This window comes from Paenibacillus sp. BIC5C1, from assembly GCF_032399705.1.
Classification (GTDB): Bacteria; Bacillota; Bacilli; order Paenibacillales; family Paenibacillaceae; genus Paenibacillus; species Paenibacillus taichungensis_A.
The window spans coordinates 1,711,738-1,737,828 of record NZ_CP135922.1; the positions used below are offsets into that span (position 1 = coordinate 1,711,738).

The following is a 26,091-nucleotide window of genomic DNA, read 5'->3' on the forward strand; positions in this document are numbered from 1 at the left end:
GTATAACAAGCGAAGCTATGGGTTTGGAACCATCGTGGAAAAGGACCGGCGAAACAAAAGATAAGGAGTGAGGACATGGAACCTGTTGTCGGTGTGGATGTTGCCAAAGGTTCGAGTGTAGTTCAAGCGTTTAGGAAGAGAAATGAACCGTATGGCAAAGCAGTAGAGATTATACATGAAAAGAATGGATTCGAACGTTTCTCGGTCATGCTAGACACGCTTCAGGCCGAAACGGGCTTGGCGCCCGTGGTGGTTCTGGAAGCGACAGGGCATTACCATCGCGCATTGGTTTCGTACTTGGAACGAAGTGGCTACACCTACTATATGGTGAATCCGTTGCAGTCCAAACGAGCCAAGGGAGCCCAGCTACGCAAAGTCAAAACGGATGCACTGGATGCTTGGCATCTGGCAGAGATGTACTACCGTGGCGACGTGAAGCCGCACCGGACCTGGGATGAGACGTATACGGAGTTGCAACATTTGACACGGCAGCATGAATTCGTTACAGGAATCTTTGTGCAGGCAAAACTGAACAGTAGAGCCCTATTGGAGCAAGTGTTTCCGAGGTACGAAGGGTTATTTTCGAATGTGTTTTCGGTAACGTCATTGACGATACTAGCCCGTTGTTTAGAGGAAGGTACAGCGGATTGGATTGAAATTATTCAAGGAGGCACACGAAAATCTCGTTCCCAGCAGTGGGCGATTGAAAAAGTCGGAAAACTGGAGGAAATGCTGTGTGACTGGAAAAAAACTCGGCGTAGTCCGTCTCAAAGCCAGGCTCTTCTCGGGATGGTCACGTTATTGCTGACAATAATCGGGCAACTGGAGGGGCTCGAAAAGCAAATGGAGGAAATAGCGGCAAGCCTACCCGAAGTTGAACTTGTGAAAAGCATCCCGGGAATTGGAATGAAATTGGCGGCAGCTATTGTAGCTGAACTAGGTGATGTAAAACAGTTTAGTGATGCGAAGCAACTTGTGGCGTTTGCAGGCCTTGACCCAGGGATTTTCAGTTCAGGAAAGTTCACAGCGACCAGTACACGAATCACGAAACGAGGCTCTAAAAGGCTCAGACGATCGCTGTATTTAGCGGTGCAATGCGGAATGCGGAAGAATGCAAATGCAAGAATCCATTCGTACTACGAGAAAAAAAGAAACGAGGGCAAGCCCTACAAGGTGGTTGTGATCGCTTGCGCGAACAAGCTGTTGCATCACATTTTCGCCATCTTGCAGAAGGGGCAGCCCTACCAAGCGTAATCCATATTTAACCAAAACCTCCATGGCCGTGGAGGTTATTCGTGTTGGTCGAAAAAAGTATAACACGAAAAGAGAACTCATCCAACCTGAAATGCTTGACAAACATTAGCTGGTTTTTGTTCGTTTGGGGTTCGAGAGTTTTCTTCACGGACCTTCAATACCATCGCATCCACTAAGATAAACGGGAATCGGCTGTCGACTTAGGGCCAGTTATTCCATGACCCTGCCAGGGGGTCTAACTGTAAGGAGAGGTCTGACACAATAGACTTGGAAAACGCCATGCCACAGAAGTTCGCCGGTAATCTGAGTAACTTTGCGAATTACTTCTTGTGTAATATACTTAGTATACTAATATTATGATGTCAGGGTGGTTTTGTGGAATTGCATTTATACGAGCAGATATATGTCTCTATTGTACAAGAGATTAAAGAAGGTCGATTAAAAGAAGGAGACCGAGTCTCTTCTGAAAAAGAGTTGGCTGAAAAATTTGGCGTCAGTCGTATTACATCTAAAAAGGCTTTGGAGAAATTGGCGGATTCCGGGGTTATTAAACGAATACAAGGAAAAGGTTCATATGTGTCCGATGGTATAATTGGAGGACAAGAACCGAAGCACTATTCAGAGGTAAAAACGACCTTGGTGCCTGAGGATGATAAACGGTTGATCGGTTTTATTATACCGAATTTTTCTGACGAGTTTGGCCTACAACTTCTTAGATCGATGGAAAAGCGGAGTGCTGAGCATAATTATCAACTTATTATCAAGCGAACTTGCGGGGATCGGGATGAGGAAAAACGCGCGATCGACTTATTTATTGGTTTGGGCATCAAAGGATTAATCGTGACCCCCATTCATGGTCAACACTATAATTCGGAGCTGCTTCGACTTGTATTAGATCGGTTTCCAATTGTTTTGGTCGATAGATATCTAAAAGGAATTCCGGTTTGTTCGGTGTACACAGACAATAAGAAAGCAGCCATGGATCTTACGCGTCATCTGATTAGCAAAGGTCACAAAAAAATTGCCTTTTTATCTCCGCCGGAAGAGAACACTTCAACATTGGAGGAAAGGCTGCTCGGATATACGTTTGCCTTCACCCAAGAAGGAATGAACTTGAACAAAGATTATGTATTGACGAACTTGAAGGGCACCCTTCCCATGAACATAAACGGAACAGCGATTGAAAGTGATAAAGAAACAGTAATGCATTTTTTGAAACAAAACCCTGATGTAAAGGCGTTTGTCGCGTCGGAATTTCTAATAGCTACCATGCTGGCTCAAGTCATCCACTCGATGGGGAAATCTCTGGAGGAATTCGAGATTGTTTGTTTCGACTCCCTGAATGATCACTTGGGTCAACCCATCTTCACACATATTAAGCAGGATGAGAAGCAGATGGGTGAATTAGCAGTGGATATGCTAATCTCTCAGCTGCATGGAACAGCAGTTCCCGAGCTGAACATTATTGAACATCGTATGGTCATGAAAAATAACAGGTAGGATTAATATAAGCGATAAGCATAGCTCAACAAAATCAAGGATATTGTTCAAGGTGTCGAGAAGTCCCCAGGGGCTTATCGGCACTTTTTTTGATATCAGAAATATAAACTTCGAAGCATGGACCTTCATGACCTGATATCGCAAGAAAAACTCCATCTAGATGCGGTCTGTATTTGTAAAGTGTGTCGTAATATTGCAATTGACATGGTTTATGATGTCATATTAATATACTTAGTATAATTAGTATAGCCAGCAGAATTCTTATAAAAAATTCACTTCGTTCATCATTTTCTGATTTTAATAGTTCATATCACCAATCTTGTTAACGCTTACATAAAATGTGGATTGATCAGAACATGGAGTGGATTTTATAGGAATTCAAGTTAAACTAATTAATTTAACTTAAGGGGGACTTTGAATGAGGAGATCCAAAAAATTCGCATTTCCAATTCTTGTTTACTTTCTGGCTATGTCACTACTTGTAACCGCTTGCTCAACGAAGGGGGACTCAAGCGATCAGGCCGGAGAGGGGAATACAACGGTTACGATGTGGCATGGTCTTACCTCCATTGATTTAGATAATTTGAATAAAGTCGTGAAGGCATTTGAAGAGAAAAATCCTACCATCAAAATGAAATTGGTTTATACAGAATCCAGCGAGGGATCCGATCAGAAGCTGCTGACTGCAGTCGCAGGCGGCAATCCTCCTGACGTTGCACTTTTTGACCGGTTTAAGGTCGGTACTTGGGCTGCGCAAGGTTCTTTGACTGACTTATCCTCGATGGCAGCAGAATCTGGAATTCTTAAGGAAATGTATTATCCATTTGCTTGGGAGGAGTCCAGTTATCAAGGAAAGCTTTATGCAATGCCGATGGATACGGACTCTCGCCTGCTATTTTACAATAAGGATCATTTCACAGAAGTAGGGCTGGATCCCAACAAGCCACCACAAACGATCGCCGAGCTTGAAACGGCCGCCGAAAAGTTAACCATCAAGGAAGGTAAACGTTTCAAACGGATCGGGTTCATCCCATGGTATTCGCAAGGCTGGTTGTATACTTGGGGATGGACATTTGGAGGAGAATTCCAGGATGCTGCCACCGGCAAAATTACCGCCAATGATCCTAAAGTCGTTGAAGCGCTGCAATGGATGACCGACTTCGGCAAAAAATACAACGTCGAGGATATTGCCGGATTCACAAGCGCAGCTGGCACGGAGGAAATGGATCCGTTCATTTCCGGTCAAGTCAGCATGAAGATAAGTGGAAACTTCACGGTGAAGGGTATCGAAAAATTTAAGCCGGATTTAAATTACGGTGTTGCACCAATACCGACCCCAACAGGTACTAATTTTACGACATGGTCGGGAGGCGGGTCCGCTATTATCCCTAAAGGCGCCAAGAACGTTGCTGCTGCTTGGAAATTCCTCGAATTCTTAGGGAAAGAAGAGGGGCAAACATTATTAAACGCTGACTCTCAAATTTCCGTTATCGATTCGGTTAACGACAAATACGGTTACAAGGACGATCCGATTATGAAGGAATTTATTAATATTTTGCCCAATTCACACAACCGGCCAGTTATTCCTGAAGGACAGCTGTTGTGGAATGAGTTAGCTTCCGCTACGGAAAAGGCTACCCGCGGAAACGGTACTCCGAAAGAGAACCTGGATAGAGTAACAGAGACTATTAATAAGGCTTTAGAAAAATACGACAAATAGGGTGCACGGTAGGCAGGGAGCGAAGCGAACCTTTCTCTCCTTGCCTATTAATGAATGACTATTGGAAGGAGAATGCACATGGCGAAACTGGTCGATTCAGTTCAAGTAAACGCAATTCCATCGGCAAGGAAACGAGCACTCCACAGAACTAACGTGATTGGGTGGCTGTTTGCTTCACCTTGGGTTATAGGGCTGCTATGCTTTTATGCAATTCCGATGCTAATGTCCATCTACTTCAGCTTCACTACTTACAGCATTCTGCAGCCTGGTGAATTTGTCGGAATGAGTAATTATATAGATCTATTTCATGATCCTCTGTTTTGGAAATCCATATACAACACGCTTTATTTCACCGTATTTTTTGTTCCATTAAGTATATTTTTTGGTGTGGCACTCGCTATGATGTTGAATATGAAGGTCAAGGGGATGGCTATATTCAGAACGATCTTTTTCTTGCCTACACTTGTTCCACAAGTGGCTTTGGCTGTTCTGTGGATGTGGCTGTTACATCCAAACTTCGGATTGGTGAACGGGATGTTAGCGAATATCGGTATCGATGGGCCTTCTTGGCTTGGTGGTGAGTCATGGTCCAAGCCTTCGCTCATTTTGATGTCGCTTTGGGGTATTGGGCAAGCCGTCGTCATCTACCTTGCTGGATTAGGAGACATCCCTGATGAGTACTATGAAGCAGCGCAGATCGATGGAGCTAACTGGTTTCAGAAAACGAGAAAGGTAACCCTGCCTTTGCTCACTCCCGTTATTTTCTATAACCTTGTTATGGGAATGATCGGTGCATTTCAACAGTTTACTCTTCCCTATACGTTGACCAAAGGGCAAGGAACTCCTGCAAATTCCATGACTTTTTACGTCATGTATTTATATGAGAACGGATTCAGGTATTTCAAAATGGGTTATGCCTCCGCAATGGCCTGGATCTTATTTATTATCGTTATGGCATTAACCGGAATTATTTTTATTACGTCTAAACGCTGGGTTCATTATCAAGGGAAATAAGGAGGAGGAAGTAAGGGATGAATCCTACCGCTATCAGAAGAATCAATCGTGCGTTAGCCTATTTATGTCTAATTGTTGCTTCTGCATTTTTCATTATTCCGTTCATTTGGCTGCTTTCGACTTCTCTTAAACCACTCACACAAATCTTTACATTTCCCCCAGAGTGGATTCCGCATCCAATTCTGTGGAGTAATTATTCCCGTGCCGTTGAGTATATCCCGTTCTGGACATATCTGAAAAATACGGCGATTATAACAATCGTTAGTACCCTTGGTGTGATCATATCCTGTCCCTTGGTTGCATATAGCTTTGCCAAGTTAGAGTATCGTGGGAGAGGTATACTTTTCTTTGTTACCCTCGCTGTTATGATGATCCCCGGACAGGTGACGATGATTCCTCTATTCCTGTTGTTTACTAAATTGGGTTGGGTAGGAACATCTCTTCCGCTGATTGTACCCCAGTTTTTTGGAGTGCCCATTTACATTTTTCTATTGCGACAGTTTTTCATGGGACTGCCTGATGCCCTGCGCGAAGCGGCCCGCTTAGACGGCGCTAGTGAATTCCGCATATATTTACAGATCATGTTTCCACTAGCCAAATCCGCCGTTTTGGCCGTGGCATTGTTTCAATTTATGGGGAGCTGGACTGATTTCATGGGCCCCTTGCTCTATTTAACCAATGAACCATCTTACACGGTTTCGCTCGGATTGCAGCAATTTCAGAGTCAAAAGGGATCCGAATGGGGTCTATTAATGGCCGTATCGACCTTGATGACATTACCTATTATTGTTTTGTTCTTTTTCCTTCAAAAGACGTTTATTAGCGGCATTACATTTAGCGGTATAAAAGGTTGAACATCCTTTGTATGAATAAAGCTCCAGCGATGCGGAATTCCAGGGATGTTAGGACGAACCAAGGCAAAGATGGGATGCTGGATTTGATTAAGCGGCGCAGGCACATATAGCATTTTCGGAAAAACGATTACGTTCAAATTTGCGGACGGCAAGACTGAGCGGTTCGTATTCTTCGTCCATCGGGGAAAAGATGGACGAAGAATACGAACTCGTAGGGTATCCAAATCGACGACCGCAATTTTTATGTAAATAACGATTGATAGGTCCGTTGGAAAAAGTTAATAAGCAAAAAGGCGGCGATGTGTAATGCAGAAGCTGCCTTTTTGCTTACCAAAATAAGGGCTCTGGACTGACTCATAAGAAGCAACCTGTCGGAGATGGAGGATTAGCCCTCTCTTCATCTAATAATATATATAGAACATTAAGCGAATTCGTAGAAAAGACGTTATCAGAAACTCTTGAAATCCTGAAAAAACAATAAAGGAAGTGAGAAAGATTGATTAATAGCCAGGAAGTCATCAAACGTTTTTTAGAAGATGAGGTTTCATCACAAGAACTTTATGAGGCCATATATGATTTTATCGATTCCGTTCATATTCGTAACGGTGAGTTCGAGGGGAACTATTTTATCATTAAGAAGATGGATGTAACCAATTTTATTATCTATGCAGAGAATATCTATCCAGAGAATATCTATCCAGATGAAAACCATAGAGAAATTCCATATAGTACTTCAATTTATAAAGAGAACTTGCTTAGAGAAATAAATGAGCGGGCAAGAGACAAAAAATACATATTAAAACCTAGAAACTAGAATAGGTAGAATAAATTCAGGAGAAGTTGATGCAGTCGGACATCCCAGCATTCGTTGGGGCGTGAATATAGGAACGTATAGGAAATATCCGAGAACTATTTAGAAAGGAGCTTGAGTATGATTGCCCAATTCTCAGGAAGCCAAAAACTTCAAGATATATTAAAAATAATAGAAATAGAGCCTGAAAATTATTCTGATGTAGAAATCGTACAATGTGTAGCTAAATTTCTACCAAGCTATAATGGTGAGGGAGCTGCAAAAGGATATTTCTCTATTATTTCGCATCTTTGTTATTATAGGCCTGATCTTGAATTTCCATTAATGAAGGTTGCATTGAGACCTTTGTATTATCTTGGAATGGAAGATCCAGATTTTGTTATCGAATGGGTTCAATTTTATGTAAGTGACATAAACACCAATTATTATTACACATCTAAACAAGGTAATGCATGGATTAAAGAAAGTTTGAAAAGTAAGCGCGACATCATAGCCGCAATTTTTAAAGAAATAGATTTTGAAGATAATACTGAATGGGACAGATAAATTAATAGGTGAAAGCTAGAGAAGTCAGAGGGAGCCGGAAGCATTGTTCCCGTCGGAAAAAAATGTGAGAAGCAGCTTAGAAAATTGAGCGGACCTAACTATTCGGACTTTGCAAAGAATGAAGAATTAATGAGACACTGGTATTATCTTCTAAAATATTTTAATAACAAGTCTATGTTGAAGCACAGGATTCAAATTGTCGGTGATTCGGAACTCAGCATCAAAGCTGGAGCGTAACAACCTGAATTTTGAGATCATTCGAGATGCCGGTCATGCCATTAACCACGAACAAGCGTATCTCATAACAAGAAAATCATTGAATTTTGGAGTGAATGATATACAACAAGTAGAAACCAGCTCCGACTTAGTGACACAATTGTTTGCTCTGAAAGGTACTGCCAATTTTATAGATAAGGGTGATTGATATGGAACGAGGACTCATTATATTTTTGAACGGAACGTCAAGTTCGGGAAAGACAAGCATCGCGATGGAAATGAAAAATCAGGGAGAGATTCCATTTCATCATCTGTCTGTAGATCAATTTGCCCAAAATTATGATCAGTTTATCGACAATACATACCCAGATATGAAACCAACAAGAGAATTGGAACCCTATGTGATGACAGATATCCTGTTCGACCCCATCAATTCGTTGTACTGTGCAACCATTAAACTGTTTTCGGAAATGGGTTTGAATGTCATCGTGGATACGGTCATCAGCAATGATAAGTTGTTTAACGGTTTTTATGATTTGCTTTCGGATTATCCGATATTGTTTGTAGGTGTACACTGTTCGAAAGAAGAACTCACCAGAAGAGAGCAGAGCAGAGGAGATCGCGCAATTGGACTTGCCCAATCCCAGTTCGACTACATATACGCCTATGATGAGTATGATCTGGAAGTGAACACGGAAGAGCTTAGCTCAGCTGCATGTGCGGAAAAGATATTAAGTTATATAAATTCTAGTCAGGAATACTCGGCATTTAAGAAATTAAGTAGAAGAGAGGTTGAAAATGTCTGAAAATAAGCGGTTTAATCCTAATTCAAAGGCAGTTCATGACTATTGGAGATCTAATTTTAATAGATTTAATGACATAACAGTTACTTGGATATCAAAAGCTCATGAGCTTAAGTTAGCATCTGATGCAATCTACAGAGAATTTAAAGAGGCTCTAGATAATAATATGAGTAGTGCTGGGGAGCTGGATCAACGAGAGGGTTTTAGTTCAATCTGGATGATGCTATGTGGATATAGCCTAGAATGCCTTTTGAAAGGTTTATATTTCTCTATAAATCCTAATCAGAATATTAAGGACGGTAAGATTATTGTTGACTGGAAAGGGTCAGGTCATAATTTAATAACTTTAGTATCTCTGTGTGATGAGTATTTACAAGAGTCTTATAGAATAGGTCTCAGTGAAGATGAGAAGAATTACTTACTTCGGGCCAGCGAATTCACTACATGGGCTGGGAAATATCCGTTACCAAAAACGTTTACTAAAACTATGCCCGTTGAACAGTTTGGAGGAATTGCTCCACTTACATTGATAAATGTCGTTGGGGACAAGTTGACTTTCGAATCTTTGTATTCTAAATTTTCAAATTACATGACCAATTGTTAAGCACAGTACGACAGTCTTACTGATACGAATTCATAACTCATTTTCATGAGCATTTATGTACATCTCTGATTGACTTAATCGGATGAGCGAGTGGTTTCGTTGGAAGTATGCTTAGGTGAGGTTCTACATGGGAGCCACGGTTTCTTTTGAAATTACTATGCCTTTCCCTACTGTTAAAGATTATAGATGTTTCGAAAGTATTGGAAGGTCGTCTGATTCCCTATGGGGAGAAGAAAGACCTTCCTTTTTTTTCATCATTTCAGTCGAGTTCGCTCCAATTCTATTAAAAATATGTGCTTAATTTTATTCAAAAACGTATCTGCAAAGATCATATCCAACACGTGTTACAGGCAATCATTGAACGTACACAATCCATCATCAACGATAGTCGTAAACAATCCTTCGGCTCTTTGGAATATTTCTTGGAGCATATTATAGAGTACCGGGATGAACAGCAATACTTGTCAAACGAGTGGCATATCCGTACACCGCGCTGGCTAGGGGAGTATGGAAATACGCCGGAGGAAGAAGAGCTTCTTTCAGACATTTACCGACTGCAAGCGTATATCGCGAAGAAATTAAAGGGCGGATAAGCGGCTGGTGATGTCGCATTAGTCCGGCTGAAATGTCGCAAAAGTACATGGTAACGCGATATGCAGTTCGTATATACTCTCTTTATGTTTCGATAATGAAAATCATTATCAACAATATACATAAGGGGGATTTACAAATGAATCAAGGAACAAACGGGCAAGCGGCTGGAAGCAAAGCCTATGCTGCCCACAAATCACGATTATTCATGGGCTTGATGTTGGCCCTTATTCTTGTCCTGACGGCTTGCGGTGCAGGAACAGGTACAGATAGCGGCAAGCAGTCTGCGGCAACGCCAGAAGAGACATCTGCGAATGCGGAAAAGCAGACGGACGGAGCTTTTCCTGTAACAATCAAGGGTATGAAGGGTGACATCACTCTAAACGAAAAACCACAGAAAATTGCGGTGCTGGATGTTAAGTTTTTGGATCAAATGTTAGCCATTGGAGAGAAGCCGGCAGGCAGTGTTATTGCTGGAGGCAACACCGATTTTCCAGAATACTTAGGTGATCAGCCGAGTGACGTACAGGTTCTGGGTACACGCGATGAGCCTAATCTGGAAGCAATTGTAGCGTTGGACCCGGATCTGATTATCATGACCGACTTCCAGGAGAAACAGTATGAGAGTGTAAGCAAAATTGCACCTACCCTAGTACTCGATTTCTACGAAGACTGGCATGATACATTAGCTTCAGTGGCTAAGATTACAGACAAGCAGGACGAGGCAGAGAAAGTGCGCACAGCGTATGAAGACAAAATTGCCGGGCTGAAGACAAAATTGTCAGAGAAGCTGGGCGATGAAACGGTTGCGATCATTCGTCCACGAAAAGAAGGAATTCGTGTTCACGGTATTGAGCACCGCATTGGCGGTATTATGTACAATGACTTGGGGCTGAAGATGCCCGCTATGGTACAGGAGATTAATGAAGATGGTTCCGTAGAAATCTCGATGGAAAAAGTTCCTGACATTGGGGCAGATCGTTATTTTGTACTGTCGGATGAGCTATTTGCGGCAGAAGCAGAGGCTATGTTGACTAATCCAGTGTGGAAATCCCTCGATGCTGTGAAAAATAACCTTACGTATGACGTAAACTCAACACTTTGGATCGCTTATTATGGACCGCTTGCGATTAATCTGATTGTAGATCAAGCAGCGGAAGCCCTGCTCGAATCGAACTAATATGAATCCATATCTCTTGACAGACTTATGGAAAGAGACGGTAGAGGATCATTCGATTTTGCTTGGTGAGCCCCCTGAACATAGTGTCCGTACCATTGCTTTGAGTGAGTTGCATGACGAAGAGGCGTGTCGAGAGTATATCCGCTGGTTTCAGGACTATATCGATGCACCAGACATGAAGGTTGCTGCTTCCATGTTAGCCAAGCGGCTTGGCTATCTATGGACGACTCCGCTCGTGACCGCGATGACGTTTCATCATCAGCATGTAACCTTTCAGCTGGAGAACAGCTTTCTCTATCATCCGAAGCTCGAAGAGCATGAAGAGGGTACGCGTTTTCCTTTTCTAGCGGTGAACGGACTTCAAGCAGAAGCTTTAACAGGAGACCGAGCATTGTGGCGGGAAAAAGTGGCCCAGGAGATGTTTGCGGTGCAGCTTACACCACTGTTAAAGACGCTTACTGCGGTTGCACCTCTTTCCATGAGTATTCTCTGGGAGAATATCATGGTACGCATTGGCCCACTTTATATACCTGATGAAGACGAGATAGAGCGGGGAAGAAAGCACGTTCAGGCGGATTTTTCATATCTGACGCAAGTGGCATCCGGGCAGGTATTTGGTGTGAGAAAGAATCCGTTGACCCGCTTCACCGAATGCAAAGACAATGGCTACGTTGCCAAAAGCGAGCGGATCACCTGCTGTTTTTACTACCAGATGTCAGGGGAATATTGCAGGAAATGTCCGAAAATTGACAATGAGAATGAATCTCAATTAAAATGACAGCAGCAACAATGTACCTATGCTATTGTCAGGAGATGAGAGAAATGCCGCTGCAAGAACAGACAAGTGGTTGGAGTGATACGGCGATCAAGATGCTTGCCGGGTATAGCGGTACTTTGCAGACAGGCGGCGTTCTAAGCGAAACGGATTTAAGTTCAAATGTCTTGCTGCTGGCATGCGGAGGGGAAGGGGAGCTTGCAATGAATGGCGAGGGTTGCCACATTGGGGCTTCTTTTGCCTGTCATGTGGTGGAGGGGGCATCCTTCACGCTGACGGCCAGATCAGAGGACATTCATTATATTGTGATCATGTACAAGGCTTCTTCCATGGAGGGAGCCTCTCTTGTTGTGCCTTCGTATCGTAAACACCCGCTGCGCAGGTCATTTGTGCAAAACTCCGTAGTCCATGCCGAATGGATCGAAAACGCGGAAAAAATTGTGGCCAAATGGCGCCGCGGCGAAGGGCTGGAACGTTTCTATGCCAATTCGCTGCTCCAGGGGATGATCTACGAGCTGATCATGGAGTACGAACATGGTCAAGGGGGACCGGAGTCCGACATGGTGGATGTGGTCGCTTCCTATATAACTTCGCATTATCGCCAGAATCTGGAGCTAAAAGAGCTGGCGGCCCTTGCGGGATGCAGCGTAAGGCAGTTACAGCGCCGATTCAAACAAGAGAAGCAGCTCGGCCCGATGGAGTACGTCATTCAGCTGCGGATGGAAAGTGCCTCGCGCATGCTGCGTCATACGGATGCTTCCATCGGTGAAATTGCGGACAAAATGGGCTATCAGGACATGTATTATTTCAGCAGAGCGTTTAAAAAATATTATGGCGTCCCCCCGTTGCATTACCGACTTGCCTCCGCTTCAAGAACAGATGCAGACTATGCCAATGCTTTGCTGCAAAACCGCACAGCTTCATCATATGAATCTGCCCAAGGCTCAGTCATCTGCCATATGCGAGGGGAGTATACCGTCACCGAATCACCACAACGTATTGCTGTCCTCGATGTGCAATACGCCGATCACCTGCTTGCACTCGGGTTGTCTCCAGCAGGAAGTGTCGGAGTGGGAAGTACCGTGTTAACGTTTCCTCCATCACTTCGGGCAGGACTCCAGGATACCGAATTACTTGGAACGTATGAATACCCCGATCTGCCTAGAGTGGAGCGAATAGCTCCGGATCTGATTATCTGCACCGAGGTGCATGATCAGCATTATGAACGGTTAAGCGGAATCGCTCCAGTGCTCATGTTCAAGCGCAACGAAAGCTGGCAGACGATCCTGAGCCTGTTCGGTGAACTGACAGGTAAGCGAGCAGAGGCCAAGCAAATTATTGCGAATTATCACCGACGAACAGCTTTGCTGTCCGAAGAACTGGCTTCGGTACTGGCAGGCAAAAGTGTGGCCCTGATCCGTCCATTGGAATCTCTCGTGCGCGTGCACTCTGCTGCTCATCGTACAGGTGCTGTGCTGTACCGTGATCTGGGTCTGCCCGTTCCATTATTTGTAGCAGACACCTTCGACACGGCCTATCACATCTCGGTGGAGAGACTACCAGCTGTACAAGCCAGCCACTACTTTTTGCTCAGTAATGAACTGATGCAAAATGGCATCTCTGCTACAGAGCAGCGTGTTTGGGGGATGCTGGATTCGGGTGAGCGTCAGCACATACACTCGGTAGATGCTGCGACATGGATCGGTTGTTATGGGCCGATGGGGATTAACGGGATTGTGGATCAGATTGAACAGGCGTTGTTGGCTTGAGGGGCAGTTTTTCATGAGGAAAAAACAAAAGAAACTTTTTCGTAGTAAATGGAAGTGAGAGCAACCATATACCAAAGGAGACGGTTTCTTTGTACATTTTACATACTCAAGTGAGGATACATTGGACTAGATCGGGTGTTATGAATACAGGAATGATATATGAAGTAAGGGGTATATGTTAAAATGCTAGAAAGTTGAACTAATTCGAATAACAGGAGGTATAACACATGAAATGGTAGGAAGTTAGAAAACTGTTCCCTGACCAATTTGTTCTGGTTAATATCATTCATTATCATGAGGAAGATAACAAAAAAATCGTAGATGAAGTTGCACCAGGATTCATCCAAACATATTTCAGAAATTATAGTAGAAGATATAAGAAAATTCTGGATTAAATGAAGATTTCAATTAATATATATTTTCTGATTAATTATTTCTAAAGTGTTTCAGGTAGAATGAGAGATCACATAACAAAAGTTTAACGCCACGAGATCGCCCTTGATTGTATGAAGCAGATACAAGTAGAAGCATAACCACAGGACATAAACTCCAGTGAAAATAACTGTAATTTAAATTTGTGAATTTTTTTTTTTGAAAAGAGTATTCCAAAACACTAGAATAGTAAGATTTATGCTTCTTCATTAAAACGAATTAATAATTTATAGCAGGGATGCGGGAATTCTGAGAATATTTTTGAAGTCAATCTACTTATTATCTGCTGTAGGAGTCGGCGTTGGATGTTTTTATTCATTCATATTTTTTATTTTTAATATTGGCGGTGGTTTTATGAGTAATGATAACAAGCCTGCCGCTTTCGGGGTTGCTGCTTTGGCGATAGTAGGAACAATCGTTTTTTTACTGCTTGGCAGACTCATTTACAATTCCAACTCCTATATTGGCCCAAGTATTGTAATCATAGTTGTTACTGCTATTCTGACTTTGCCAGTTGTAAATGTGGCTGATAATGTGATTGATACTTATCAAACATACCGCGCGAAGCCTTACGTGGAAAGTTATATGAATGACTTGAAAAAAGGTTTTGTTGAAACAATAGCACCATTAGAATTTGATTATAAAGAAAGCAAGACTGAAACTCTACGTTACTGGAGTAATAATGGACATGATATTTGGATTAAATTAAGAAAGAAAAATGAAACACTGACATCAGAGGATTTAAATAACGTAATTAATGCCTTACCTTCAGCTAAGTATAAAGTAAGAGTATTCATATATTATAAGAGCTTTAAAGAGTATCCAAACGATCAGTATTTTATTGATTTTACGATTCGAAATAGCCCAACTGTTCCACCATATTGTAATTCAGATGACTTTGAACATAATCTATGTGATTTTGTAATAGGAAAATAAATTCAAAGGAGTTTCCAAATTGAAGAATCAAAGCGTTCAATGATTTTAATATTCCTTTTAATGATACTAGCCCTAAGTGGATGTATTTCATACAATATAAAGACGGATAAAATGGTTGAGGATGGGTTCATAATAAACTCAATTTCATTTGGACTGGGTGAGAGCGAAGAAGATGCAGGTGTTACAGTCGTAACATACAATTTCGCTCTTCGAAATAGAACCAATAAATCAATCATGTTAAAAACAGTTGAACCGATCTTGAGTAAGGATATTCAGGAGCGATTAATTGATAGGGACATTAAATTGGACATAAATGAGAAAGTTGATGGTAATAGCTCGGAAGAACTGACAGGTACTTTTAAATTAGATACTAAAGCGCTGGATAAAGAGGGAATAATCAATTTAAACATTAATGTTAACGAATTTAATGTAGCAATTGAACAAGTCATAGGAATGAATGAAGTAAATAACTAATTTGAGATATCTCCAAGAAAACATACTTAACAAAGAGGTGTATCTTTATGGAAAGAAAAAAAGATGAAAACAATGAGATGGCTGTAATTCCAGAGCACCATAGCCCTATTCGACATATCCTTAATGAAGCAAATGGACAACCGAACAATCAATTTATAGACAGTTTTAAGAAAGCTTTGGATACTCCAGATGCATATGTAATTATGGAAGGTGATGATGGAGGACAAATCTACTTGTCTTGCCCTATGAAACTAATCAATTGCAGTGAGGAGACATTACATACTCTATTAAAAGATTTAGATACCATTGCATGGGACTGTAATGAGGGAGAAGGCCAAGGACTATTTTACGAAAAACTCTTTCCTGGTGATGGGATTTGTGGAGGTATGGGGGGAGGAGATGTTGAGGAAGGACTATGGATTCATGAAGAATTTATAGATTTACAATTATATGATGAAATTCATGAAGTCATATTAGGCAATAAAACAAGAATAACAAAACAATAAAATGAATGATCATAAGGCCCATCAACATCGGATAACAAAGTGTTCATGTGGATGGGCAAACTGTTGAAGTACTGCATACAGAGAAAAAGGAAGATGTGAGGTAAGTTATGGGCGTAAGAAAAAAATATAAACGTAAAATCGTTCGATCCAATCGATTATTTTATTGGTATGTTGAACCGGATTTTGACGATGAAGGGATAATCAAATTACATATTGTTTCTGAGGATAAGAAGTTAATCGTCACTTATGAAGTGGGACAACATAGTATTAAGAACAAGATCCCATTTATAGTCATCATCGGAGAAGAATTCGAAGGCATCTAGATGAGTATGAAAAGCATGAGAAGAATATAGAAGCTCGTTTTCTTAAAGAAGTAGAGATAATGGAGTTATTTCTAAACAGAGTCTAATACAATTAACTCAAGGCACCGACATATAACAGTGTACATTCCCCCTTGGGCATAGCCTCGGTTCAGTAGATGATTTTCAACGAAGTAGAGGCAGCTGGACACACCCAGTATTCGCTGGGCATCGTGATGTAGAAACGTTAGGCGAAATTACATAAAAGGGATGGTTATTTAGAATGAAATTTTACTATTCATCTTTGTATATACATGAAACACTGAGCTCATTTGAAGACATTAAAAATAAAATAGATCTCCAATTAATTGAATTGTGTTTGGATACAAATATTTGTATATATCTAACCAGATTTTATAAGGAACCAAGTAATCTTTTAGGTCAAAAAGATAACACTCTTGAAGAATTATTGAGTTTGCTTAAGAATATTGAGATGAATAATTTATTAGTTGACTTTTCTCTTGGACTGGAAGAATCATGTCGAGAACTAAGCAACTTTGAAATTAATATGTCCAAGTTCCGTGACATGAGTAATGCAATTAGATCTTTATTTGAGATGGATTACTTTCAAATGTTACAGCACAGCAAAATTATAAAGTTTGAGCCATTCATTAAACACGAAACACTAAAAACGGACAGTAAAACAAATAGTCTAGAGAGCGTAAGTAGTTTCCAGCGCCTTCTATTTGTTTCGTATGCTTGTTTGTTAAAAATGTACATATTGGATAAGCAAAAAGAGTCGAAAAGTAATACTCAATTAATAACTGAGTATTTTGAGTTCGTGGAAAAGGAAGTAAATATTTTTAGTGCTTCAACAACAATATTTGCTCATTATTATTTTAGTGGTAACAATAAAATTAGAAAGCTTATCCATAAAACAAAGAATAATGATGAAGATAGGCTGCATGCAATATGGAATGCATCGTTAGACTTAACATTTCCAACATTGGTGAGTCAAAAGCTTTTAAAAGATAAGATTGTACCAGTTTTTGTAACAGCAGATGAAAATTTATCGTTAATTTTTGACTCTATGAAAATGAAATTTATGGTCGCGAATGAGAATGAAGCAGCATTGCCTCCATTTTTAGAAATAGATTATACAAGAACCAACTGGACCCAAGTTGAGTTACAAGAAATTAATAATTATTACGATAGAATTATGGAACGAAGAAGATATAACTTCGTGTTTAATAATTTTGATCAAGAAGAAGTAATCAATCGTTTGCGGATATTATGCTTCAATTTAGAAAAAGAACTGAAGAATTCTTTCTAGAATCATCGAAGATGCGAATTGTGCTACTCCAGCAGTGGAGAATAGGTACAAAATAAAAACATTTAAAAGGTGTGTTTTCAAAAAAAAGTGAGAGCATCATCTGACATAATATTCACGCTTGAACATTCGTTCTGGTCCGGCATAAGCTGGGCCATGAATACAGAAAGGTTATACGACAGACCGAAGTGATATTATGAAATCTGTCAGAATCTATTTGCAATTTAACTTAATAATCATCATCTTAATAAAGGAGAAAACATAATAAAAAATTAATACATAGAAGAAAACCCCACCATAACAAAAAATATTAACCTCTGTAATTCAGTTGGTTAGACAGACTATATGATTCAATTTTCGGAGGATGAAATCGGTAAACAACCCTTGATTTAATTGGGCAGACAAGCAATCCAATTTTTGAGGGCCTAAATCAGAGCGAAAGCTTTTTAAGCAATTTCGTTAATGAGATCAAGCAGCTGTTGCAAAGGCACCCATCTAGCATCCCCACTTCGTTGCAGAGGAAATAAAACAAGCCGGTAAGGAACAGTGTCAGTACACTGCAAAGCCAGGCACAATATATCGAAAGAACACAATTGTGGTATGATTCAGCAAATAATAGGAACGGCCTTGAAACTCTTTTTGAGAACGAAGCATCGACTGCTTGTATTAAAAAACTTCAATATCCCAACGGATTGCGTAAATACGATTCACATTTTACGTTGGATTTGAAGAGAAATGTCGATTATTAGAACAGTGAGCCATACATTTTTTCAGAACGATGACTTACGAACATGATGTGGACCGGAATACCGGGTGCCAATCCGGTTCCAATGCTGCGAGGGAGGCTTCGCTTTATGCTTACAAGAGTGACGCCGTTGTGCATAGATCTTGGAGGGAGAAATACCTGCTATTTTTTAATCTTTAAAATGTACCTTAACCGAATTGGAGCATGCTATTTAGGAATGAAAAAAATTATATAATTGTTGTAGGGCTGATTTAATAAAAATTTAAGTAGTAATGCTTGATAAACGATTAGTGTGGACAGGATGAAATTAATGCTCCCCTTGCGATTAAAGCAAGTTTTAATAATAAAAATTTTAAAGTAGAAGGTGAAAGAAATGAGTCAGGTCTGTCATTATGAGATTGAATTAGATGTTATTAATAATTTACCGTATCTGATAGTTCGTTGCAGTAATTTACTCACATATAATGATTTGAAGAATAAGCTCCTCCTCCAAAATTCATTGTTAAGAAAAGAATCGAATCTTGATCATTACTTTATAGATGTAGAAGAAGATATCGAGTTTCGAATAAATTTAAAAATGAGGACAATTAGGGTTAAATCAAAAAAAAATAAATTTATACTATTGCAATCAGAGATAATAGAAGATGATGAGACCATCGCAGATTATTCGAAAGAGTTAGCAAAAACTCAGAATTTATATATTCACGTTTATTATATTGAAGAAACAATATATGAAGAATTTGTTGTCATGGTTAAGGACATCACTATCAATCAAAAGAAAGTAAATAACGTGGATATTCAAGAAGGAAAAATGTTGTTCAATCGATTACCAAATAGTAGAGAGTTCTTTAGTGAAGGCATAATATATCCATCGGGAGTAGGACTTGGAACTTATGAAAAAGAAAAGGGTAATGAAATTTCAATAATTGTTTTAGAATATCCTAATAATGAAATACATCGGATTTTTAAAGAGAATCTAGATGAAAACTTAATTGTAAATAATGGTTATGCTGAAAATCTAAGTGTCCTTGTTGATGAAGTTCAAAATAATCTAGTAATTATAAAATTGCAACTTACTGAGACTAAAGTTGCGATTGAATCCACAACTTCAATAAAAGTTACTGAAAATTATGAAAGATTCAAATCAAATTATCTATTAACAGGTTATGCAGATATTCATTTTATGATTGGAAAAGAAGGCGTAAGCTCAGAATCATATGTAAAAACAGATAATGTTATAATTTTAAACGATCAAAGAAAAAAAGAGTTATTAGCTTGGATCGATCCAATTGAACTTGACTTGGGTGGAATGGACAGTAATAAAAAAGTTCTAATAAACCCTGCTACATTGGAAATGGGTATTTATAAGTACTTTATGAATTATGAGTTAGATAAAAACAACATTCGAAAGTTTGTGAATGAACTGTTATCTTACAACATAGGTAAAGAACTTGATTTACCAGTAGTTGAAACTATATTTCATATGGATAAAGATACAACAGGCATAATCTCGAAAGTTATTACTCCTCCTGTTTATAAATTTGATGAGATACCATTTGAAAAAATAGAAGATAAAAAAAAACTTATTAGTATGGTAGCTTTTGATATATTCATATGTAATACGGATAGACATTCAGGAAACATTTGTTTACAAAAAGATGGAGATTATTATCTCCCGAGATTAATTGATCATAGTCGATCTTTTGGAGGATATTATGAAGACTCATTTACAAGATTGTCAAATAATACTTTTTCGTACCCATTAAACCTACTAGGGTTGAATGATATCAATAACTTAATAACTGATTTGAGTGTATTTACTAGTTTTATTTTGAAACTAGAAGAGTTAGATGTTCAAAGAATAGTAACATCAACTTTTGTTGGTGAATTAAATACATTGATATATTCACAGAAGACATATCAAGATAAAAACTATATACAGTCAATAATTAATTTGCTCAGCTGGCGTAAAGAGAATATACTAACTATCTTGAAGAAAAGTTTAGGATTTGAATGATTTTTTCTTGCATTACGATTCTAGTAAAATTTTTCTTCACGAAAAATCTCTCTTGAGGTACCGCATATGTAGGTAAGTGCTGCTTAAATGCATATAAGTACTTAAATTATATGTTTTCTGAAATTATTTCAATAGTTGAAGGAGATTCAAACATGAAAACACTTTTAGAAATTAAAGATTCTTTTATTGATAAGCTTATTATTATTAGAACTTTTTATATGTCTTCTCTTATAGAAAATGAATTAGCAAATAATTTAATAGAGAAAAATAAACATGATGGTACTGCTTTGAAGTCAAAGTATAGAAGTGTAGATGATAAATTTATTTTTGGTCAGGGAATTACCTGGAACCTTAACACTGAAGTAGAAGTAAATGAATGTATTTATATGATAACTAGAAATAACGAAAAAACAAAAATGCTAATAAATTTATTAACAATAAATCTTTGTTCAGCGTTTGAATCTTTTTTATTTGATTTGCTTGAATATCATTTAAGGAACTTTCCCGAGTATATTAATAACTCTCAGAAAAGTGTAAAGCTTCAAGAAGTGTTCAAATTTAATAGTATTGATGATGTTAAAGAAGATTTAATTGTTCGAGAAATCATAGACTATGGATATTACTCTCTAGATAAGCAAATCACAATGTTAGAAAAAAATTATAAGGTAGAATTTAGTTTTCGTTCCGAAATTAGAATTGCTAGAAGAATCTTCACTAAAAGGAATTGTATTGTACATAATCAAGGCATTGTTAGTAAGGAGCTATTTGAGATGTTCATTGACGAGCAAAAATCTAGAAATATAATAGGGGATCCGATAAATACTTCAGAATTTGAATTTAGTGAAGAGATTCATTTGTTGAATTTAATGGGTACAAGAATTATAAGAACTATATCAGACAAAAACTTCTAGATTAATTCAATCAAGACACACATCCAAAAATGTCAAGACACACATCCAAAAATGTAATAATTACGCATCGGATATTTACTCACGTTTCGGCATATAGATTTATGGGAATTAGAAGTATCTGGCCCCACTGGCTTCGCTAAGCATCGTGACAAAGAGAACCCTTACATACCCTAAGAGTCCAGAGCGAAAAATTATAACACACTCAAAATAAATGTTGGATATCTGGAAATTATTTAGAAATAACTTATCTTAGACATAAATTAAGGAGTGTCTTGAATTCGAGGAGAAGAAAGAAATATAAACTCGAAGTTTGAAATGAACTTAGCAAAGAAGGTGAATGAAGTCGATTTTTCATTAGAAATTTCGCATATTAAGGGTCGAGATGTAATGATTGATGTAGTTTCCCAATATAATGATCGCACACAAGTAGCGTATAAAATAATATTTATTTTACTGTTATAGTAGGTGATTCCGTGAAGGATATGAATTAACAGTAAAGAATTTTGGACCTGGAATAGCATTAAATATTAAACTTTTTCTAGATCCTAAATATACAAAAGAAACTGATCATAATAGATATTCTGCTAGTATGTTGTTCGAAATATTCAAAGATAGATACCCTCTGATTGAGAGAGAAGTTTTTGAAATCGAAGTAAATCAGAGTATTAGTTTTATTTTTGAAGAAGGAATAATAAGACTAAACAAAATTTTATTATACTGGGAAACTATAACTTGAGAGCGAATGATAATTTGAATTAAATAAGAGTCTCAAATAATGGACGGATAAATATAACTCACTATAAGAGACTTAAATTTAAAAGTATCAAGAATATGAGTTTAAAACCTTACATATAATAGGAGGATCGATAGGACCTACTGTTGAAAAATTTTTGGGAAAAGAAAGAAAAGGAGTCTAAAAAGTGGATACTTTAAAATTTTAAATGATAAGGAACTCAGATGTTATTATTTCGTGTCGAGTAAATAGATTAAAAGTGCATAAATGTTGGTTGAAACCCAAGCTAATAATGTATTTGATGTGAGTTTTAAATAGAAATTTTCAAAACAATATTACTCCTCTTATGCAAAGCTCTAAGTAAAATCAAATACATGAGAAGACTTGATTATGCCCTTTAAAATGTTATCTATAAACGTTAAGACAATATTATGGAGGCTATACTAATATGACAAATAATAATAGTATTCTGAATTACATTTTCAAATATAAGGAAATTTATTTTCTTGTGCCTGCTATAATTTATGTTATTGGTTTTCTTTGTCTTCAAGGGAGTTTTAGCGCATTAAACGGAAACACATTAATGTCGGATATTGCATTCCCCTTGTATCCTTTTAATTTTGAAGTATATCTTTATAAAGGTTTATTTATCTCAATGGGATTATTACTGCCTTTTATTTGTTTTGTATTTCTACTGGTTCGCTTGTTTATCACCCAATTTAACTACCTATTAAAAACAGGGTTATCAATTATACCAGCGTCAATGGTGTTCCATTCGATTACACTAAATTTCTATCAAATGACTAAAAACTCTTAAGCAATCATCTAAACCAAATACATATATTAATTTATTTTTTTATCTATTTTTTGATATTTATCTATATTTTTCTTTGTGCTCATTCAAGCACAAGTAGCTACCGAAGGTTTACTCTTTTAACATCTTCTCTTTTTCTAGTAATTTCATTATGTACACATATTTATTGGGTTGGACAAATAACACAAGCTAACAAAGTATCAGACTTTTTAAAGGGGAGAGAAGTAAGAATAATGCATATAGAAACTGATAAAGAGACCTATGATTTATTAGTCTATGATATAAATAAAGAGCTAGCTACAGGTATTGATAAAAACAAAAATATTATTACTATACCAATAGACAAGATTAACTCAATAGCAATAAAGAACTGATAACGCAGAGCTAATTGATTGTAAAATGTACATTTTACAATCCAAAACTACCCGAACAAATATCCGATAGGAACCTCCACAGCTTTCGCAATTGCAACTACTCTATAGAGTTTAGAACTAAGCGATATTGACCCTCCAGACCAGAAAGACTGGTCTGACTAATATCCAATCCTAAGTTGCAATCTAGCGAGGAATTCTCTAATTTTTGTTGGAAATTACAATAGGAAACCAATGATTTTTTTTGACACCGAAAGTTTATAGCGGTGTGTTTCTTATTTTAATTCAATCTCCGCATTAAGGGAATTATAATTTATATTACAATTTGGATTAGACAAAGATATTGAATACAGCTTTTGGATACAGATAATCGCATTTAAAAATGACTACTCATTAGTTTCGACCCAGAGAGGTGGATGTATGAGCCGGTTGTTTGACTTGTTGGAAGAGGAACGGCGCAAGCTTAATCAGCTTGGAGAGGCATCCTTGAAGCAAGCGATTCCGTTATCTGAGAATCCTGAAGTGCAGGAACAGAGCCGCAAGGTTGATAAACTGTTGGCTCGAGTTAGTGAAATGAAGGCGAGACATAGTCGAGTTTTACGATGATGATTGAAGTACATAATGCGTAGGGGAGGAGAAGAAATGGATTTTCCACCGTGGTTGCAACAAGCGATTCAGGCAAGGCTAGATGAGGTGTCTGCCCAGATCGAGCATGATCCTGAACTGAGTCGTGTACGTGGGGAAACAGATGAAGTGTTCGAAGCTTTGTTTGCTAGCAAAGATGTCGAGCAGACACCTGGATATGCTGTGTGGGAGAGCCGATACATTGTCACCAAAGGGATAGAGAATGAGCAGTTGTACATGCAAGGACTGAGGGACGGAATTCAGCTCACAGTTTCCTTGCTGGGGCAGTCAATGTTAACTGACAGGGATAATGATAGGCAGGATGCCTAATTGCTTGAAAATATGTCTCATAAGAAGTAAGAAGAGTTGAGAACAGCAAAACGTAACCTGTGAGTTGTTAAAAGGTTTTAACCTACTAACGCAAACCCATAAGTCAGGGGAAGCGACCCCGATCTTTAACTTAAAAACCCGAGCCGAAGCGTGAATAACTCGCTTCGGCTCGGGTTTTAATGCTTTACTTTTCCAAAATCCAATTCTTACTTCGCGCTTACCGACTTAAACCAATCATTCACTTCTTGCGTGATCTGATCTCCGCCGTTGGACTTCCAGTTGGCGACGAATTGGTCAAAGGCATCAACCGGCAGTTGGCCGTAGATGATTTTGTTGAAGGTTTCCATCTCGGACTGGCGGAGCAGGTTCCATTTGGATACCATGGTTGGTGTGGCTGCGCCAGTGAAATAGTTTTGTTTACGGATGTCGATCTGGGACATCACGACTTTACCTGCATACCAGTTTTCTGGTTTACGGAATTCGGCCATTTGTTTCTCGTACGGTGTTTCAGGCTTCTCGCCGTTGGCCAGCTTCACGAGTGTTTTCATGTACAGATCTGGGATACGTGCTGGACCGGTCAGGAACGGGAACTCGTTGGAAAAGTCTTTGATCTTCTCTTTGTCACTGGTCGGTTGTCCGTCTACGATATCCCAGTCGTAACCTTTGGCGAAGCCGTATTCATACTCACTGCCCGCAGTCGGGTTAGCCAGGTTATCGAGCAGGTAGTTGTAGTACAGGAAGATGGCTTCTGGATGCTTCGCATCCTTGTTAATCATGATACTTGCGTTGACACCAGAGTTCTGCCACTTCGTACCGATCTTGCCGTCTGGGCCAGCCGGAACAGGGTAAGCTTTATATTTTGAGCCAGGTACGTTCTTCAGCAGGTCAGGTGCCGGCCAGTCGGGTACCCAGTTTGCGCCAGGCAGAATGCCCGCTTTGCCAGCGGTCCAGCTCTCAGCGGATTTACCTTCATCCCACAGGGCGGAGTCGGTATGGATATAACCTTTGTTCATCCATTCAGCCAGCTTGGCAAGGGCTTGTTTCGCACCCGGGTTAACGGAGCCGTACTCCAGATTGCCGTTTGCGTCTTTGTTCCATTGCTCCTCGATTGTGCCGTATGCACCGAACAACCAGTCGAGCCCGCCCATCCAGGTGTTGGTGTTATTTTTCAGCGAGATGGCCAGCGGGAATACTTTGTCTGGAGACAGACCGTCCGGGTTCTCGTTTTTGAATTTGTCCATGATATTCTCAAGGTCTGCGATGGTTTTCGGAGCTTCCAGGTTCAGCTTCTCCATCCAGTCCTCGCGGAGCCAGAGCAGCGTATCGTCGTTATCGGTGTACTCCATGATCGGCATGTTGTATTTCTTGCCGTCCTTGGTGAACGGATACCACAGTTCAGGATGTGCTGCTGCGTGATCTTTCAGGGTCTGACTCGCGTACTTGTCGAACAACTCATCAATGGCGATGAATTGACCGGAGTCGATCAGTTGATTGGTCAATACCGCATTGGTCGGTACGGACACGAAATCAGGCAGCTTCTCGCCAGAGGCGATAGCCAGTTGCAGCTTTTGTCTGTATTGATCGTCATTGGCCGGATACCAGGTATCTTTATGCTTCATACCCAGCGTTTCCAGCATCCAGCGATCGTGAACGTTATTTTCTTTGGTATCCCCTTGCACGTATTTCTTCGGCATCAATACCGAACTGAATTCGATGGGTGGGTCGTATTTTCCTTTGGCAAAAGCAGCTTCTGCTTCAGCTGAACCGACGGTCGCCGGTGTATCATCTTTGGTACCATTGTCACTGGCTGTATCGCCACTGCCGCACGCAGTGATCGTGATGAGCGCGATAACCATGAGCAGTGACCACCATGTTTTGAATTTGATCATTGTTCAATCCCCCTACGATGTATGATCTTTACAAGTGTAACTG

At 39.3% G+C, this 26,091-nt stretch carries 23 protein-coding genes and 2 pseudogenes; 22 read left to right on the forward strand and 3 right to left on the reverse strand.

What is annotated here, in order from left to right; all coding sequences use genetic code 11:
• The first annotated feature begins 75 nt into the window (after positions 1-75).
• Positions 76-1,254, forward strand: coding sequence for an IS110 family RNA-guided transposase (locus tag RS891_RS07750; protein WP_315792330.1), 1,179 nt, complete (start codon positions 76-78; stop codon positions 1,252-1,254).
• A 140-nt stretch (positions 1,255-1,394) separates the two neighbouring features.
• Here the strand turns inward: RS891_RS07750 and RS891_RS07755 are convergent.
• Positions 1,395-1,572, reverse strand: a pseudogene (locus tag RS891_RS07755) (transposase); the annotation flags it as partial.
• A gap of 57 nt (positions 1,573-1,629) precedes the next feature.
• On the opposite strand from RS891_RS07755, the gene RS891_RS07760 reads away from it, so the two are divergent.
• From RS891_RS07760 to RS891_RS07840, 17 genes are all read left to right on the forward strand, one after another.
• Complete coding sequence (locus RS891_RS07760) at positions 1,630-2,754, forward strand: GntR family transcriptional regulator (RefSeq protein ID WP_113051437.1); 1,125 nt, start codon at positions 1,630-1,632, stop codon at positions 2,752-2,754.
• 418 nt (positions 2,755-3,172) lie between these two features.
• Positions 3,173-4,474 carry an ABC transporter substrate-binding protein gene (locus tag RS891_RS07765; protein ID WP_315794965.1) on the forward strand — a complete coding sequence of 434 codons (1,302 nt, stop codon included), beginning with the start codon at positions 3,173-3,175 and terminating at the stop codon, positions 4,472-4,474.
• A 78-nt stretch (positions 4,475-4,552) separates the two neighbouring features.
• Positions 4,553-5,488 carry a carbohydrate ABC transporter permease gene (locus RS891_RS07770; RefSeq protein ID WP_315794966.1) on the forward strand — a complete coding sequence of 312 codons (936 nt, stop codon included), beginning with the start codon at positions 4,553-4,555 and terminating at the stop codon, positions 5,486-5,488.
• 17 nt (positions 5,489-5,505) lie between these two features.
• Entirely contained in the window at positions 5,506-6,342 is an 837-nt protein-coding gene (locus RS891_RS07775) for a carbohydrate ABC transporter permease (RefSeq protein WP_315794967.1), read from the forward strand.
• 496 nt (positions 6,343-6,838) lie between these two features.
• Complete coding sequence (locus tag RS891_RS07780) at positions 6,839-7,156, forward strand: hypothetical protein (RefSeq protein WP_315794968.1); 318 nt, start codon at positions 6,839-6,841, stop codon at positions 7,154-7,156.
• Between the two features lie 117 nt (positions 7,157-7,273).
• On the forward strand, positions 7,274-7,699 hold the full coding sequence (locus tag RS891_RS07785; RefSeq protein ID WP_315794969.1) for a hypothetical protein: 426 nt from the start codon (positions 7,274-7,276) through the stop codon (positions 7,697-7,699).
• Between the two features lie 425 nt (positions 7,700-8,124).
• Complete coding sequence (locus RS891_RS07790) at positions 8,125-8,721, forward strand: chloramphenicol phosphotransferase CPT family protein (RefSeq protein ID WP_315794970.1); 597 nt, start codon at positions 8,125-8,127, stop codon at positions 8,719-8,721.
• The gene (locus RS891_RS07795) at positions 8,714-9,322 is read left to right on the forward strand and encodes a hypothetical protein (protein ID WP_315794971.1); all 609 of its coding nucleotides are present in this window, start codon (positions 8,714-8,716) and stop codon (positions 9,320-9,322) included. Before RS891_RS07790 ends, RS891_RS07795 begins: the two co-directional genes overlap by 8 nt.
• A gap of 341 nt (positions 9,323-9,663) precedes the next feature.
• Entirely contained in the window at positions 9,664-9,915 is a 252-nt protein-coding gene (locus RS891_RS07800; protein ID WP_315794972.1) for a hypothetical protein, read from the forward strand.
• 137 nt (positions 9,916-10,052) lie between these two features.
• Positions 10,053-11,093, forward strand: a complete 1,041-nt coding sequence (locus tag RS891_RS07805; protein WP_315794973.1) for an ABC transporter substrate-binding protein — start codon at positions 10,053-10,055, stop codon at positions 11,091-11,093.
• Between the two features lies 1 nt (position 11,094).
• Positions 11,095-11,871 (forward strand): (2Fe-2S)-binding protein, encoded by a 777-nt coding sequence (locus RS891_RS07810; protein ID WP_315794974.1) that lies wholly within the window; start codon positions 11,095-11,097, stop codon positions 11,869-11,871.
• Between the two features lie 44 nt (positions 11,872-11,915).
• Entirely contained in the window at positions 11,916-13,637 is a 1,722-nt protein-coding gene (locus RS891_RS07815; protein ID WP_315794975.1) for a helix-turn-helix domain-containing protein, read from the forward strand.
• Between the two features lie 786 nt (positions 13,638-14,423).
• On the forward strand, positions 14,424-15,005 hold the full coding sequence (locus RS891_RS07820; RefSeq protein ID WP_315794976.1) for a hypothetical protein: 582 nt from the start codon (positions 14,424-14,426) through the stop codon (positions 15,003-15,005).
• A 39-nt stretch (positions 15,006-15,044) separates the two neighbouring features.
• Positions 15,045-15,479 carry a hypothetical protein gene (locus RS891_RS07825; RefSeq protein ID WP_315794977.1) on the forward strand — a complete coding sequence of 145 codons (435 nt, stop codon included), beginning with the start codon at positions 15,045-15,047 and terminating at the stop codon, positions 15,477-15,479.
• A gap of 47 nt (positions 15,480-15,526) precedes the next feature.
• The gene (locus tag RS891_RS07830; protein WP_315794978.1) at positions 15,527-15,985 is read left to right on the forward strand and encodes a hypothetical protein; all 459 of its coding nucleotides are present in this window, start codon (positions 15,527-15,529) and stop codon (positions 15,983-15,985) included.
• A gap of 107 nt (positions 15,986-16,092) precedes the next feature.
• Positions 16,093-16,308 carry a hypothetical protein gene (locus RS891_RS07835; RefSeq protein ID WP_315794979.1) on the forward strand — a complete coding sequence of 72 codons (216 nt, stop codon included), beginning with the start codon at positions 16,093-16,095 and terminating at the stop codon, positions 16,306-16,308.
• A 259-nt stretch (positions 16,309-16,567) separates the two neighbouring features.
• Positions 16,568-17,617, forward strand: a complete 1,050-nt coding sequence (locus RS891_RS07840; RefSeq protein WP_315794980.1) for a hypothetical protein — start codon at positions 16,568-16,570, stop codon at positions 17,615-17,617.
• Positions 17,618-18,003: 386 nt separating this feature from the next.
• On the opposite strand, the pseudogene RS891_RS31780 reads toward RS891_RS07840, so the two are convergent.
• Positions 18,004-18,464, reverse strand: a pseudogene (locus RS891_RS31780) (IS4 family transposase); the annotation flags it as partial.
• Between the two features lie 268 nt (positions 18,465-18,732).
• On the opposite strand from RS891_RS31780, the gene RS891_RS07845 reads away from it, so the two are divergent.
• From RS891_RS07845 to RS891_RS07860, 4 genes are all read left to right on the forward strand, one after another.
• Positions 18,733-20,376 carry a hypothetical protein gene (locus RS891_RS07845; RefSeq protein ID WP_315794981.1) on the forward strand — a complete coding sequence of 548 codons (1,644 nt, stop codon included), beginning with the start codon at positions 18,733-18,735 and terminating at the stop codon, positions 20,374-20,376.
• Positions 20,377-20,528: 152 nt separating this feature from the next.
• Positions 20,529-21,287, forward strand: coding sequence for a hypothetical protein (locus RS891_RS07850; RefSeq protein WP_315794982.1), 759 nt, complete (start codon positions 20,529-20,531; stop codon positions 21,285-21,287).
• Positions 21,288-23,625: 2,338 nt separating this feature from the next.
• Positions 23,626-23,811 carry an aspartyl-phosphate phosphatase Spo0E family protein gene (locus RS891_RS07855; protein WP_315794983.1) on the forward strand — a complete coding sequence of 62 codons (186 nt, stop codon included), beginning with the start codon at positions 23,626-23,628 and terminating at the stop codon, positions 23,809-23,811.
• A gap of 36 nt (positions 23,812-23,847) precedes the next feature.
• Entirely contained in the window at positions 23,848-24,159 is a 312-nt protein-coding gene (locus RS891_RS07860; protein ID WP_315794984.1) for a hypothetical protein, read from the forward strand.
• 206 nt (positions 24,160-24,365) lie between these two features.
• On the opposite strand, the gene RS891_RS07865 is transcribed toward RS891_RS07860, so the two are convergent.
• Complete coding sequence (locus tag RS891_RS07865) at positions 24,366-26,048, reverse strand: type 2 periplasmic-binding domain-containing protein (protein WP_315794985.1); 1,683 nt, start codon at positions 26,046-26,048, stop codon at positions 24,366-24,368.
• Between the last annotated feature and the right edge of the window lie 43 nt (positions 26,049-26,091).